Annotated in this window: 11 protein-coding genes and 2 pseudogenes; 3 read left to right on the plus strand and 10 right to left on the minus strand. The window is 71.1% G+C overall.

Annotated elements, in window-relative coordinates:
- Positions 1–33: 33 nt before the first annotated feature.
- Positions 34–159: a hypothetical protein gene (locus ACGRHY_RS05990; RefSeq protein ID WP_394634361.1), complete on the minus strand. Its 126-nt coding sequence runs from the start codon at positions 157–159 to the stop codon at positions 34–36.
- Positions 160–947: 788 nt separating this feature from the next.
- Between ACGRHY_RS05990 and ACGRHY_RS05995 the strand changes: the two genes are divergently transcribed.
- On the plus strand, positions 948–1,160 hold the full coding sequence (locus tag ACGRHY_RS05995; protein ID WP_394634362.1) for a hypothetical protein: 213 nt from the start codon (positions 948–950) through the stop codon (positions 1,158–1,160).
- Positions 1,161–2,377: 1,217 nt separating this feature from the next.
- Here the strand turns inward: ACGRHY_RS05995 and ACGRHY_RS06000 are convergent.
- The 8 genes and pseudogenes from ACGRHY_RS06000 to ACGRHY_RS06035 form a co-directional block, all read right to left on the minus strand.
- Positions 2,378–2,635 (minus strand): annotated as a pseudogene (locus ACGRHY_RS06000) (integrase core domain-containing protein); the annotation flags it as partial.
- A gap of 43 nt (positions 2,636–2,678) precedes the next feature.
- Positions 2,679–3,017 (minus strand): annotated as a pseudogene (locus ACGRHY_RS06005) (SUKH-3 domain-containing protein); the annotation flags it as partial.
- 355 nt (positions 3,018–3,372) lie between these two features.
- On the minus strand, positions 3,373–3,765 hold the full coding sequence (locus tag ACGRHY_RS06010; protein ID WP_394634363.1) for a type II toxin-antitoxin system death-on-curing family toxin: 393 nt from the start codon (positions 3,763–3,765) through the stop codon (positions 3,373–3,375).
- Positions 3,762–3,956 carry a ribbon-helix-helix protein, CopG family gene (locus tag ACGRHY_RS06015; RefSeq protein ID WP_069170265.1) on the minus strand — a complete coding sequence of 65 codons (195 nt, stop codon included), beginning with the start codon at positions 3,954–3,956 and terminating at the stop codon, positions 3,762–3,764. Before ACGRHY_RS06015 ends, ACGRHY_RS06010 begins: the two co-directional genes overlap by 4 nt.
- A gap of 152 nt (positions 3,957–4,108) precedes the next feature.
- Complete coding sequence (locus ACGRHY_RS06020; protein ID WP_394634364.1) at positions 4,109–4,552, minus strand: PIN domain-containing protein; 444 nt, start codon at positions 4,550–4,552, stop codon at positions 4,109–4,111.
- Positions 4,549–4,809, minus strand: coding sequence for a ribbon-helix-helix domain-containing protein (locus ACGRHY_RS06025; protein WP_394637937.1), 261 nt, complete (start codon positions 4,807–4,809; stop codon positions 4,549–4,551). The genes ACGRHY_RS06020 and ACGRHY_RS06025 overlap by 4 nt, the downstream gene beginning before the upstream one ends.
- Before the next feature lie 488 nt (positions 4,810–5,297).
- Entirely contained in the window at positions 5,298–6,677 is a 1,380-nt protein-coding gene (locus ACGRHY_RS06030; RefSeq protein WP_394634365.1) for a class I SAM-dependent RNA methyltransferase, read from the minus strand.
- Positions 6,678–6,744: 67 nt separating this feature from the next.
- A complete protein-coding gene (locus ACGRHY_RS06035; RefSeq protein ID WP_394634366.1) occupies positions 6,745–8,802 on the minus strand; it encodes an APC family permease in 2,058 nt (685 codons plus the stop codon).
- 140 nt (positions 8,803–8,942) lie between these two features.
- Between ACGRHY_RS06035 and ACGRHY_RS06040 the strand changes: the two genes are divergently transcribed.
- Entirely contained in the window at positions 8,943–10,655 is a 1,713-nt protein-coding gene (locus tag ACGRHY_RS06040) for an SDR family oxidoreductase (RefSeq protein ID WP_394634367.1), read from the plus strand.
- On the opposite strand, the gene ACGRHY_RS06045 is transcribed toward ACGRHY_RS06040, so the two are convergent.
- Complete coding sequence (locus ACGRHY_RS06045; protein WP_394634368.1) at positions 10,552–11,094, minus strand: MarR family winged helix-turn-helix transcriptional regulator; 543 nt, start codon at positions 11,092–11,094, stop codon at positions 10,552–10,554. The two genes, ACGRHY_RS06040 and ACGRHY_RS06045, sit on opposite strands and share 104 nt — an antisense overlap.
- Positions 11,095–11,190: 96 nt before the next feature.
- Here ACGRHY_RS06045 and ACGRHY_RS06050 point away from each other — a divergent pair, with 96 nt between their 5' ends.
- The gene (locus tag ACGRHY_RS06050) at positions 11,191–13,299 is read left to right on the plus strand and encodes an MMPL family transporter (RefSeq protein WP_394634369.1); all 2,109 of its coding nucleotides are present in this window, start codon (positions 11,191–11,193) and stop codon (positions 13,297–13,299) included.
- The last annotated feature ends 44 nt before the right edge of the window (positions 13,300–13,343 follow it).

Below are 13,343 nucleotides of genomic sequence, written 5' to 3' on the forward strand. Positions count from 1 at the left end.
TTCGCCCTGGCCGGCAGGGGCGCCGGGCCGGGATCAGCGGCGGCGCCCGAGGGTGGGCAGCCCGCCCGAGACGGTCCGCACACTGCTGCCGCGCTCCGTGATGTCGCGGAGTTCCTCCCGGAACTCCTCGGCCGCGCGGTCGTCGCCGTACAGGAACACGCCGTCTCCCGGCGGGCGCACGGGGTACGACCGCTCCCCGCCCTGCCGGACCCCGGCCCCCGGGATCCGCCGGGCCACGACCGGCTGCTCCCGCCACCCCTTCCCCGGGGAGGGACAGGCGCATCCCATGCCGATCAGAAGCTCACACCGCGTGCACCTGGTTCCGCTCACTCGACCCCACCCCCGGGACGCCCCTTGACACCGACATCACGTCGACCGCCACCACCAGCCTACGCAGGCGCCCGCGAACGTCAATCCCTTTGACTGAGTTTTCACCCACCTTCTCGTCGGGTGTGCTCACCGCCTGGGGCGACGGCCGAGGCCGTCCCGACATGCCTGTGCGGCGGGGCCGGCCCGCCGTTCCGGAGCGTCCGGCTCCCCGTGGAACTCCAGAAGATGCCGACCGGCGCAACGGCGGAGCGTGCGGGTGCGGGATCTGAGGAGAAGGGTGTGGCCGGCGCCGACGAACGCTGGGCCCATCACCTCGCGGCCGAGCTCGCGCGTGGCGACATGGTCGATCTCCGCAAGCAGCAACGGTGTCCCACCGGACGTGGAGAGCTGCATGTCAGGCGCTGTTTCGAGGACTCTTCGGCGGGCGCTGCGGGCCCCTTGCGCATCACTGCCCGTGGTACATGCGGTGCAGGTCGACGAGCTCGACGTCGCCGCGCCGGTCGGCCTCGCGCCGAAGGTCGTCGGTGAAGCCGGAGCGGGCGAAGAGCAGCAGCTAGCGCACTGCCTCACAGGATCAGCCGGATCCGGCTGTGGCGGTCCTTCAGGACGGGCGTCACATGAGCGTCGAGATCCTGGACAATGCCTTCGTGCCGCGTCGGCACGAAGGCTGCTTCACCTCGAAAGTCCAGGTCGGGTCACCTCCGCAAGCGAAGTGGCCGTTCCACACAGTGGATGGCCGGAAACAGGTCGAACGTGATGCCCGGCTCGGTGAAACCGCAGGTCAGGAACGCTTCTCCGCAGGCTTGAGGATGGCGACGCACTCCACGTGATGGGTCATCGGAAAGGTGTCGGCCTGAGAGGGCATCGAAAAAACCAGCTCAGAGCCTGTTTCTCGGTCCCCTGGCCCGCGTGCGGGCGCCCAGAGCGTCAAACGAGCGTCACGACCAAAAGCCCACCCCCCTCCGGCTCGGGGCAGGGCATGCCACCAAGACCACGCCCCTGCACGAGTCCGCCCGCGTTCGCTCCGGACACCGGCTCCCACATCATGTCCCGCACCGCTTCTCCGGCCGCCACAATGGAACCAAGCCCTCCAGCACGCGGCGCCCCGCCTCCGTTCCGGAGAACCTCTCCGGAACGGAGGCGGGGCGGAGGCCCAGGACCTCACGCCATACCGGGGGAAGTTCCAGCGGCGTCTGCCAGAGTCGCTGGACGAGTTGCAGAGCCCCACTTCGGTTTCGGTGCTGCGCACCCTCGTCGGTCGCACCGTGCGCGTCGTGAAGGAGGACGCCTTCCGCCGGTTCGCCTCCCGCAGCAGCCGGGCAGCCGCGTGACGGACATGCCGGAGCTGCAACACACGGCTTCTGCCGGATGTGACCGCGTTCGGCTTCCCGTACTCCCCTGGTTCTTCCCCGTGGACACGCCGTGCGAGCGCACCGCCTCACGAACCGTCCCGGCCAAGACCTCGACGTCGCCAACGAGGGCCCGGCGCCCACAGCCGACACCGCAGCCACACTCCACAGCGGTATCGAAGCGCGGGGATGGCCGACGTACACACTGGAGACCGCCCCGCTGTCCGCCCGCTTCCCCGTGTCGGACCCGGCGACCGCAGGACTGCGAGGTCGACATTCTCAAGGGGATCTTGACCAGGGCGCGCTATCCGGCTCCGAAGCGTGTGCGGCGCCCTGCCACACGTCGCCGATGACGAACTGGCCTTGTCCACGAGAACGGACAGCCCTGCCCGGTGCTGTTCGATTGCGGCAGCTCCGGGAAGTGGAACCGGCACGCTCTCCGTCAGGCTAGAAAAGGCCGGTGCGCATGTGGTGCGTGAGGTTCTCGAGGGCCTCACGCAGCCACGGGCTACGGACGGCCGGCAACCGGGCCAGCGTGCGCTGGAAGGTCCCCGCGTCGCCCCGGAACAGGTGGCGGGGCGCGGCGGGGGCGGGTCGTCGCGGAGGACGCCGTCGGCCAGGGGTCCGGAGTCGGGGAGGTGGGGGTGCGACTCGGGGAAGGCCATCCACGGGCCTTGACCCCGAATCCTGGACACGGGTTATGCGGCTGGCGTCAGCGTAGTTGATGTGGTCCGGGACGCTGCTTCGTAGGCGATGGGGCTGCGGTGCCCGAGGCTGGAGTGGCGGCGTCGGGTGTTGTAGCGGTGCAGCCAGCGGAATGCGCCGAGGCGGGCCTCGCGCTCACCGGACCAGCTCTTTCGGCCCTGGAGGGTCTCGCGTTTGAACGTCGCGTTGAAGGACTCGGCGAGCGCGTTGTCCGCCGAGCTGCCGACCGCGCTCATGGACTGCCGGACGCCCGCTCCTGCGAAAGCGAGTCCTGGTCTACAGGTGACCGACGCGTCAGGGCGGCCATCCCTCTGGCTCATACCTCTCGTCGATTCGGCGAGGAGCCACGCCGAGAACCAAGCTCTCCATGGCGTAAGGCATCGGTCCGAAGCTCGCAACCCAGGTCTCAACGAGATGGATCACGCCTACTTCATCAATGCCCAGGAAGAATCGACCGTGGTCCAGTTCGCCGAGCGGGTACAGATGGCGCCCGATCTCCTCGCACCACTCCGTGAATCGGTCCTCCTCGCCCCAGACCAGCTCGGGGTTCAACTCGAACGGCGTGCGTGCGCAACTGACCCCTGGTCCGCTGACGTTCACGGTCAAACCGCCGAACTCTTGCAGGAAGGCTTCCGCAGCATCGTGCTTGGCGAGGCCGGCTGCTTAGAACATGGATCGCCAGCGGGTCGTGTCCACCTTCCGTTCAGGCGTCCATCCCGATGCCTCCAACACCTCATCCACCTCTGGCGACCAGCTACTCATCTGGGCCCGGACCCCTCAGCCATGGGTGAGCAGTGGTCATCTCGGCGACTGACGTCACTGAACAGTGTGTGACCGCTTCACGGAAAGCGAGCCAGAACCCGTTCTCGTGGACAAAGCCATCGAACCGACCAGTCAGCGTCTACATCCCGATTCCGGCCTGATCATGATGAGCTGGGCAATGCGTGAGGGCCGGGCGCGCGAGCGTCCGGCCCTCAGTCGTCGTGCGTCAGGAAACGGGGAACCAGGCCAACAGGCGCTTGGCGATGACCGGTACATCGATGTTGTCCTGCGCGACTTCCTCGACGAACGGGCCGGCGATGGAGACGTGCGGTGAAGGGATGCCGGCGCTGACACCGTTGAGCCGCAGGAAGACGCGCATGGCGAGCCAAGCGGTGCGCTTGTTGCCGTCGATCAACGCGTGATTGCGGGCAACGGAGTGCAGCAGGGCAGCCGCCTTGTCGTGCAGTGCGGGATACAACTCGGCCCCGAACACGTTGGTCCGGGGCCGTTCGATCGCCGAGACCAGTAGTCCCATGTCGCGTACGCAGTGCTCGGTACCGTTGGCCTTGCGAGCGATGGCCAGGATCTCGTCGATCTGGATGTAACGCACTTCGGTCACTTCAGGTAGTCCAGGATCTCCGCGTCGCTGTCCATGAGCTCGGCCAGAACGTCATCGACCCTCAGCTCGGCCCGGTCCTGGGCATCACGGATCGCCTCGATGGCGAGTTCCTGCTTGCTGCGGCCCTCACGACGAGCGCGCTCGGTGAGCTTTGCGTCAAGGTCGTCGGGGAGTCGGAGTGTCATCGCCATACGGCGATGATACCTGGATGGTATCCAGGCTGCGAGGCGGTACCAGCCACTCAAGACCTCGGACCACCTCTGCCGAGAACCCACCAGCACCGCGAGCGCCATACGGGCGTCATGGCCCACGGGATCGACGACACGGCCGACACCTTCCCGCGTCAGATCGGAAGGTCGTCGGGCAGGACCCGGAACGCCTTGAACCGGCCCAGCGGACGCACAGCCCGGAAATCACGACGATCGAGCGTGAGTACGGCATCGGTGTCGTACTCGGCGGCGAGGGCCACGTTCACCGCATCCGCGAGGTCCAGGCCCAGGTCGCGGTACCGGACACGCACCGACTGGGCGACATCCAGATGGTCTTCCGTGATCTCGGGCAGAGCGATACGGCCTCGACGCACCCAGTGCCGGATGTCGTCGACCGCACTGAGCGCCGCTCCACGGCCGAGCTCGCGAGTGGCGACGTGGTCCATCTCCGCGAGCAGCAGCGGGGACATCACCAGGAGCCCAGCTGCCATGATCGCCTCGTTCGACGCGTGGTGCTCGGGATGGGCTGAGTCGAGCGCCGCGAGGAACCCGGAGGTGTCCGCGATGACGATGATCACGCAGCGGTCCCGGACTCGGTCTCGCGACTCACGGCGTCGGCGACGGTGTCACGCACCTCACTCTTGCCGGGAGTACGGCCTGCCCCCCGGAAGGTACGGGAGAAGAGGGGCTCGTCCCAGACACGGTTGGCCATGGCCGCGAGATGGATGCCTTGGCGGATGATCTCGGCCTCGCTGATGCCGCGCCGCTTCGCGGCTTCCTTGATGATCGCGAGATCCTCTGGATCGGCGTAGACGTTGGTTCGCTTCATAGGCATGTACCACGAATAGCACATGTACCACAGCGGTGTATACATGCCGCGGTCGGCGCCTGTGCACGGCGCGACCGCCACGAACGACGTCATCATCTGCTCCGGCAGGCCAAGGACCTGGAGTCCGGAGAGCAGGTGCGCCGGTGTACTGCTCGGCCGCCCCCGCAGTGTGCGGGCCATTGCGTGTTCAATCTCAGTAGTCGAGATCGGCGGGGAGGGCCGTCGGCAACGAGTGCTGCGGAGCCGTCTCGGCGGCTCCGCAGCAAGGCCGTCGCGCACATCACGGCACGCCGCTTCCGTCGGCCCTGCCGTGGGGAGCCGGGCGTCATACGGGCGTCAGGATCCCGGGCGAGACCCTCGTACCACAGTGGGCACGAGGGGCGCTTCGCTACAGAACCGCAGGTCAGGTCGCTTTCGTGAGTGGAGCGGCCATTCCACCCGGTGCATGACCGGAAACAGGTCGAACGTGGTGCCCGGCTCAGCGGAACAGCAGGTCAGGGGCGCTTCGGGGCGGGCTTGAGGATGGCGACGCACTCCACGTGGTGGGTCATCGGGAACAGGTCGAAGGCCCGCAGGAAGTGCGGGACGTAGCCCTCCTCGCGGAAGTAGGCCAGGTCACGGGCGAGGGCGGCCGGGTCGCAGGCGACGTAGGCGATCCGGCGCGGGCCGAGGGAGGCCACCTGCCGCACCGTCTTGCGCCCGGCGCCGGAGCGGGGCGGGTCGAGGACGACGATGTCGGCCTCGGTGATGCCGGTGCGCGGCAGGATCTGCTCGACGTTGCCGCGCTCGACGCGGACGCGGTCGAGGTCGGCGAGGTTGTGGCGGGCGTCCTCCACCGCGCGCTTGGAGGATTCGATGCCGAGCACCGCACCCTTCTCCCCGACGCGCTCGGCCAGGGCTCCGGCGAACAGCCCGGCGCCGCAGTACAGGTCGAGGGCCATCTCGCCCCTGCGCGGCGTCAGGCCGGTCATCACGGCCTCGACCAGCAGTTCGGCGGCCCTGGGGTGGACTTGCCAGAAGCCGCCCGCGCTGATCCTCCAGGTGCGGCCGATGGCGCGCTCGCGGACGAAGGGGCGGCCGTGCACCCGGTGCACGGTCCGCTCGCCGCCGCGCTCCGCACCGCGTCCGCGGGGCTCCTCGCCCCGCAGCACCGACACCGGCCGGTCCAGTTCCACCAGGGGCAGGCGTCCGCCGGGGCGGGGGGTGAGCACGACCTGGCGGTCACCGGAGCCGGTGGCGGCGGTCGCGTCGACGGTGGCGATCTGCGGCCACCGGCGCTTCTCGACACCCAGTTCGCTCACCTCCGGCGCGGCGATCAGGCAGCGGTCGACCGGCTGCACCTCATGGGAGCGGTGGCGCAGCAGCCCCGCGCGGCCCTCGTCGTCCACGCTGTAGTGGACGCGGGTACGCCAGGCCGGGACCTCGCCCTTGGGTACCTTGTCGCCGGGGGCGGGCTCGACGGTGCCGTCCCAGCCGGCGTCCTCGGCCGTGATCCCCGCCAGCCGCGCAAGCTGCTCGGCGACGACGGAGGCCTTCAGCCGCCGCTGGGCTCCGGGGGCGGCGTGCTGCCAGTCGCAGCCGCCGCACAGGCCGGGGCCGGCGAACGGGCAGGGCGCCTCGACGCGGTCCTTGGAGGGGTCCAGGACCTCGACGGCGTCGGCGCGCAGGAAGCGGGAGTCCTCCCGGCCCTCGGTCACCTTCGCGACGACCCGCTCACCGGGCAGGGTGTGGCGCACGAACAGCACCCGCCCCTCCTCGGTGCGGGCGATGCAGTGGCCGCCGTGCGCGACGGGACCGATCTCGACCTCGTACTCCCGGCCCACCAGCGACGGGGCGGTTTCGGGGGACGCGGCGGGGGGTGTTGCGGGGGGCATGGGGAACGGCTCCAACGGACGGCGGGGCGCATGGACGGCAGTCCTCCAGCCTACCGGTCCGTCCGGGTCACTCCTCCCGCTCGTCGCCCTCCCCCCGGCCCGCGGGCCCGGCGGGGCCGCGGCGCACCGCGCCGGGCGCGCTCCACTCGGAGCGCCTGCGCGCCCTCAGCCCGGCGCGCTCGGAGGACTCCAACTGGTAGGGCACGGAGGTGACCATCACGCCGGGGGTGAACAGCAGGCGGCCCTTGAGTCGCAGGGCGCTCTGGTTGTGCAGCAACTGCTCGTACCAGTGGCCGACGACGTACTCGGGGATGTAGACGCTGACCACGGCACGCGGGCTGCTGCGGCGCAGGCCCTTGACGTACTCCACGACCGGCCGGGTGACCTCGCGGTAGGGGGAGTCCAGGGTCTTCAGCGGGATGTCGATGCCGCGCCGGTTCCACTCCTCGAACAGGGCGCGGGTCTCCTCGGGGTCGACGTTGACGCTGAGGGCCTCCAGGACGTCGGAGCGCATCATCTTGGCGTACGCCAGCGCCCGCAGCGTCGGCCGGTGGACCTTGGAGACCAGGACGATGGAGTGCACCCGCGAGGGCCTGGCCATCTCCTCCCGCCCTGCCTCGGCGGGCAGCGCCAGCTCCTCGGCGACCCGGTCGTAGTGGCGGCGGATGGCGGTCATCATCGCGTAGAAGACCGCCATGCCGATGAGTGCGACCCAGGCGCCGTGGCTGAACTTGGTGACCAGCACCACGACCAGGACGAGGCCGGTGAAGAAGGCTCCGAGGGCGTTGATGGCGCGTGAGCGCTTCATCCGGCGGCGGGCGGCGGAGTCGCTCTCCTGGGCGAGGTGGCGGTTCCAGTGCCGGACCATGCCGGTCTGGCTGAAGGTGAAGGAGACGAAGACGCCGACGATGTAGAGCTGGATCAGCCGGGTGGAGTCGGCGTCGTAGACGTGGACGAGCACGCCCGCGAAGACGGCCAGCAGCACGATGCCGTTGGAGAAGGCCAGCCGGTCGCCGCGGGTGTGCAGCTGGCGGGGCAGGCAGCGGTCCTGGGCGAGGATCGAGCCGAGGACGGGGAAGCCGTTGTAGGCGGTGTTGGCGGCCAGGAAGAGGATGAGCGCGGTGGCCGCGGCGACCAGGAGGAAGGGAAGCGACCCGTAGCCGAAGACGGCCGCGGAGACCTGGGCGATGATCGGGTCCTGGTGGTAGTCGGGGCCGGCCGGTCGGCCGTCGATGAGGATGTCGGTGGCGGGCGTCTCGGACATCTTCACGCCGGTGGCCAGGGCCAGGGCGACGATGCCGCCGAACATGGTGGCGGCCAGGCCGCCGAGCAGGGCCAGGGTGGTGGCGGCGTTTCGGCTCTTGGGGCGCCGGAAGGCGGGGACGCCGTTGCTGATGGCGCCGACGCCGGTGAGGGCGGCGCAGCCGGAGGAGAAGGCCCGCAGGAGCAGGAAGAGCAGGGCGAAGCCGGTCAGTTCGGCGGTCTCGGCGCTGACCTCGTATCCGGCGCTGGGGGCCGACATCTCGTCGCCCAGGACCAGGCCGCGGAAGGCGCCCCAGGCGATGGTGCCCAGTACGCAGGCGACGAAGAGGTAGGTGGGGACGGCGAATATCGTGCCGGACTCGCGTACGCCGCGCAGGTTCAGCACGGCCAGCAGCGCGATGACCGCCACCGCCGTGCCGGTCTTGTTCTCGGAGACGAACGGGATGGCCGAGGCGAGGTTCTCCACCCCGGCGGCGACCGACACGGCCACCGTCAGGACGTAGTCCACCAGCAGGGCGCCGGCGACGGTGAGCCCGGCACGGGGGCCGAGGTTGACGGTGGCCACCTCGTAGTCGCCGCCGCCGGAGGGGTAGGCGCGGACGTTCTGCCGGTACGACGCCACCACCACGAACAGGAGCACGACGACGGCGAGGGTGATCCACGGCCCGAAGCGGTAGGCGGAGAACCCGGCGATGGACAGCACCATCAGGACCTCGCCCGGGGCGTACGCGACCGACGACAGGGGGTCGGAGGCGAAGACCGGGAGGGCGATGCGCTTGGGCAGGAGCGTCTGGGTGATCCGGTCGCTGCGCAGCGCACTGCCGATCAGGATCCGTTTGGACACGTCGGTCAGCTTGGACACGCAGAGGATCGTAAGCCTCCCCCGGCCGGCCCACCCAACCGCCGCCGGGCCGGAGTGCGGCAGGCCACGGAGGGAAGGCGCAACCTGGGCGCTCGTCCCCGCGAGTTGCGGGAGGTGGGGGCGGGGCCAAGCATGGCCGTATGGCGGAGAGGACGGGCCGGCACATGGACGGCGGTACGGGCGGTACGGGCGGCACCGGCGGTACGGGCGGGAACGGGAACACCGGCGGGGAGGGAGGAGGGCGGACGGGCCGGCCACTGCGCTGCCTGGTCACCGGGGCCACCGGCTACATCGGCGGACGGCTGGTGCCAGAGCTGCTGGCGGCGGGCCACACCGTGCGCTGCCTGGCCCGCACCCCGGCCAAGCTGCGCGACCATCCCTGGAGCGGGCAGACGGAGGTGGTGCGCGGCGACGTCACCGACGCCGCGTCGGTGCGCGCGGCGATGGAGGGCGTGGACGTCGCCTACTACCTGGTGCACTCCATGGGCGGCGGCTCCCGCTTCGAGACCACCGACCGCGACGCCGCGAGGATCTTCGGCGAGCAGGCGCGGGCGGCCGGGGTGGGCCGGATCGTCTACCTGGGCGGGCTGACCCCGGCCGGGGTGCCCGAGGAGGAGCTCTCCCCGCATCTGCGCTCCCGCGCCGAGGTGGGGCGGCTGCTGCTGGCCTCCGGCGTGCCGACGGCCGTGCTGCGGGCGGCGGTGATCATCGGCTCGGGTTCGGCGTCGTTCGAGATGCTGCGCCATCTGACCGAGCGGCTGCCGGTGATGGTCACCCCGAGCTGGGTGCGCACCCGGCTCCAGCCGATCGCGGTGCGCGACGCGCTGCGCTACCTGGCCGGCTGCGCGTCGCTGCCGGCCGGGGTGAACCGGACCTTCGACATCGGCGGCCCGGAGGTCCTCACCTACCACGACATGATGCAGCGCTACGCCGCGGTGGCCGGGCTGCCCAGGCGGATCATCATCCCGGTGCCGGTCCTCTCCCCCACCCTGTCCAGCCACTGGATCGGTCTGATCACCCCCGTCCCGCGCGCACTGGCCCGGCCGCTGGCGGAGTCGCTGCGGCACGAGGTGGTCTGCGCCGAGCACGACATCGCCCGCTACGTCCCCGATCCGCCCGGCGGTCTGCTGGGCCTGGACCAGGCGCTGCGGCTGGCTCTGAAGCGGATCAAGAACGCGGAGGTGGCCACCCGCTGGTCCTCGGCGTCCGTCCCCGGCGCGCCCAGTGATTCGCTGCCCACCGACCCGAACTGGACCGGCGGCAGCCTCTACACCGACGAGCGTGAGCGCACCGTGGCCGCCTCACCGGAGGCGCTGTGGCGGGTGATCGAGGGCATCGGCGGCGAGAACGGCTGGTACTCCGCGCCGCTGGCCTGGGCGCTGCGCGGCTGGCTGGACCGGCTGGTGGGCGGGATCGGGCTGCAGCGGGGGCGGAGGGACGCCGAACGGCTGCGGGCGGGCGACTCGCTGGACTTCTGGCGGGTGGAGGAGATCGAGCCGGGGCGGCTGCTGCGGCTGCGGGCCGAGATGCGGCTGCCGGGCCTGGCCTGGCTGGAGCTGGTGGTGGACCGGGGGCCGGCCGGGGAGACCGTCTACCGGCAGCGGGCGCTGTTCCACCCCCACGGCCTGCTGGGGCAGGCGTACTGGTGGGGCGTTTCACCGTTCCACGCGGTGGTGTTCGGCGGGATGGCCCGCAACATCTCCTCGGCGGCCGAGGCGGGGGCCGGGGGTGTCGGGCGGCGGCGTGCGGTCACCTCCGGGGCGGGCTCGCGTCCGGGTGGTGGCGCAACGCGGCCATCTCCTCGTTCATGGCTGCCAGGAAGCGCACGACGGCGCGGAGTTCCGCGTCGCTGAAGCGCTGCCGCACGGTGTCGGTGGCATGTGCGAGGGGACGGAAGTACTCACGGGCCACCTCCCGGCCCCGGGGGGCGTAGTGGAGGTGGACGATCCTGCGGTCGGCCGAGTCCCGGTTGCGCCGGATGTGGCCGGCGCGCTCCAGGCGGTCCAGGCAGGCGGTGACCGCGCCGGAGGTGAGCTGGAGGCGTTCGCGCAGCAGCCCGGGGGTGACGGGCCCGTCCCGCTCGCCGTCCAGGATCTCCACCAGGGCCTGGACGTCGGTGGGGTGCAGGCCGTGGGAGTGGGCGAAGTCGTGCGCCATACGGCTGAACTCGCCGTTCATGCGCCGGAGCAGCACGGCGAACGCCTGGAGCCCGGCCGGATCGGCGTCGGGGCCGGCGAAGGGCTCGGTGGGGGCGCCGGCGGGTCCGCCGGCGGGGTCGTCTGAGTCGCGCACTCCCCCACGATATACAGTCTCGATCGCCAAGTTTCTCAACGAGAAAGATTTATGCCCGCACAGGCGGTGCCCACGTCCTTCGGTTCAGGGGAGTCAATGAAACCCACACCGCACGTCCTCAGGTGGCTGGTACCCGCCGCGCTGATCGTCGTCTGGCTGGCGGTCGGCGGCGCCTTCGGCCCGTACGCCGGGAAGATCGGCGAGGTCTCGACCAACGACCAGGCCTCCTTCCTGCCCGAGAGCGCCGAGTCGACCAGGGTGATCGAGGCGCAGGAGGACTTCAGAACCTCCGAGACCGTGCCCGCCATCGTCGTCTGGGAGGCCGACGAGGGCGGCATCGACGCCGAGCAGCGGCAGCAGGCCGGCCGGGCGCTGGCCGAACTGGCCCAGGCCCCCGGCGTCGCCGGCCGCCCCTCCCCCGTACAGCCCTCGGAGGACGGCGAGGCCCTGCAGGCCGTCCTCCCGCTCTCCTCCGACCTCGACGAGGGGATGGGCGATGTCGTCGACGCCATCCTGGAGACCGCCGGGCAGGTGGAGGGCACCGAGGCGTACGTCGCGGGCCCGGCCGCGACCCAGGCCGACCTGTCCGAGGCGTTCGCCGGGATCGACGGGCTGCTGCTGGGCGTGGCGCTCAGCGTGGTGCTGCTGATCCTGCTGCTGGTCTACCGCAGCGTGCTGCTGCCACTGGCGATCATCCTCGGCTCGGTGTTCGCCCTCGCGCTGGCCACCGCGATCGTCTACTTCCTGGCCGAACGGGACGTCGTACGGGTGGACGGCCAGGTGCAGGGCATCCTGTTCATCCTGGTCATCGGCGCCGCCACCGACTACGGGCTGCTGCTGTCGGCCCGCTTCCGCGAGGAGCTCGCCCACAGCGGCGACCGCATTGGCGCCGCGCGGACCGCGCTGCGCCGCTCCCTGGGCGCCATCGTCGCCAGCGGCTCCACCGTCGCCCTGGGCCTGCTGGCCCTGCTGCTGAGCGATCTGCGCAACAACCAGGCCCTGGGCCCGGTCGGCGCCATCGGCATCGGCTGCGCGATGCTCAGCGCCCTGACCTTCCTGCCCGCGGTGCTGGCGGTGCTCGGCCGGTCCGCGTACTGGCCCGCCCGGCCCAAGCCGCCCGCGGACCCGTCCGACCCGTCCTCCGCCCGGGGAGTGTGGGGCCGGGTGGCGGCCCTGGTGGACCGCTCCCCGCGCCGGGTGTGGGCGGTGTCGCTGGCGGGCCTGGCCGTCGCCGCCGCGTTCTTCCCGGCCCTGTCGTCCACCGGCGTGCCGACCAAGGAGATCTTCGTCGGCGGGGCCCAGTCCGTCACCGCCCAGGAGAGGCTCAACGAGCACTTCCCCGGCGGTTCCGGCAATCCTGCCGTGATCATCGCGGACGCCGGCCGGGTGCAGGAGGTCACCGCAGCCGCGCAGGACACCGAGGGGGTCGCCTCGGCCACCCCGGTCACCTCCTCGGGCCGCCCCGGCGGGGACGATCCCCTGGTCGTCGACGGCCGGGTGAGCGTCCAGGCCACTCTGTCGGCCGGGGCCGACTCCGACGAGGCCCTGGAGACCGTCGAGCGGCTGCGTGAGTCGGTGCAGGCGGTGGACGGCGCGGACGCCCTGGTCGGCGGCTACACCGCCCAGCAGCTCGACAGCCGCGACACCGCCCGGGAGGACCGCGCGCTGATCATCCCCGTCGTCCTGGTGATCATCCTGATCATCCTGATCGGGCTGCTGCGGTCGGTGGTGATGCCCGTGCTGCTGGTGGCGACCGTGGCCCTGAACTTCCTGGCCACCCTGGGCATCGCCGCCCTGGTCTTCGAGGGCCTCCTCGGCTACAGCGGCACCGACCCCTCCATCCCGCTGTACGGGTTCGTGTTCCTGGTCGCCCTCGGAGTGGACTACAACATCTTCCTGATGACCAGGGTCCGCGAGGAGACCCTGCTGCACGGCAACCGGATGGGTGTGCTCAAGGGCCTGACCGCCACCGGTGGAGTGATCACCTCGGCCGGGGTGGTGCTGGCCGCCACCTTCGCGGCGCTGGTGGTGATCCCGCTGTCCTTCCTGGTGCAGATCGCCTTCATCGTCGCCTTCGGCGTGCTCATGGACACCATCCTCGTGCGCTCCCTGCTCGTCCCGGCCCTCGCCAGGGACATCGGGCCGGCCGTGTGGTGGCCCAGCGCGCTGAGCCGCCGCGGCGAGGAGACGCGGACACGGCCCTGAGGGGACCGGGAGGGGCGCCCCGCGCCGGATGCCGGGTAGCGTTA

This window comes from Streptomyces shinuiensis, from assembly GCF_043660855.1.
In the GTDB taxonomy this organism is placed as follows: Bacteria; Actinomycetota; Actinomycetes; order Streptomycetales; family Streptomycetaceae; genus Streptomyces.

What these genes read in the sequence shown, in the direction of transcription:
- ACGRHY_RS05995 (WP_394634362.1), top strand. Translation starts at nt 948, where the DNA reads ATGAGCGTCGAGATCCTGGACAATGCCTTCGTGCCGCGTCGGCACGAA.
- ACGRHY_RS06015 (WP_069170265.1), bottom strand. Translation starts at nt 3,956, where the DNA reads ATGGCGATGACACTCCGACTCCCCGACGACCTTGACGCAAAGCTCACC.
- ACGRHY_RS06025 (WP_394637937.1), bottom strand. Translation starts at nt 4,809, where the DNA reads ATGCCTATGAAGCGAACCAACGTCTACGCCGATCCAGAGGATCTCGCG.
- ACGRHY_RS06030 (WP_394634365.1), bottom strand. Translation starts at nt 6,677, where the DNA reads ATGCCCCCCGCAACACCCCCCGCCGCGTCCCCCGAAACCGCCCCGTCG.
- ACGRHY_RS06040 (WP_394634367.1), top strand. Translation starts at nt 8,943, where the DNA reads ATGGCGGAGAGGACGGGCCGGCACATGGACGGCGGTACGGGCGGTACG.
- ACGRHY_RS06050 (WP_394634369.1), top strand. Translation starts at nt 11,191, where the DNA reads ATGAAACCCACACCGCACGTCCTCAGGTGGCTGGTACCCGCCGCGCTG.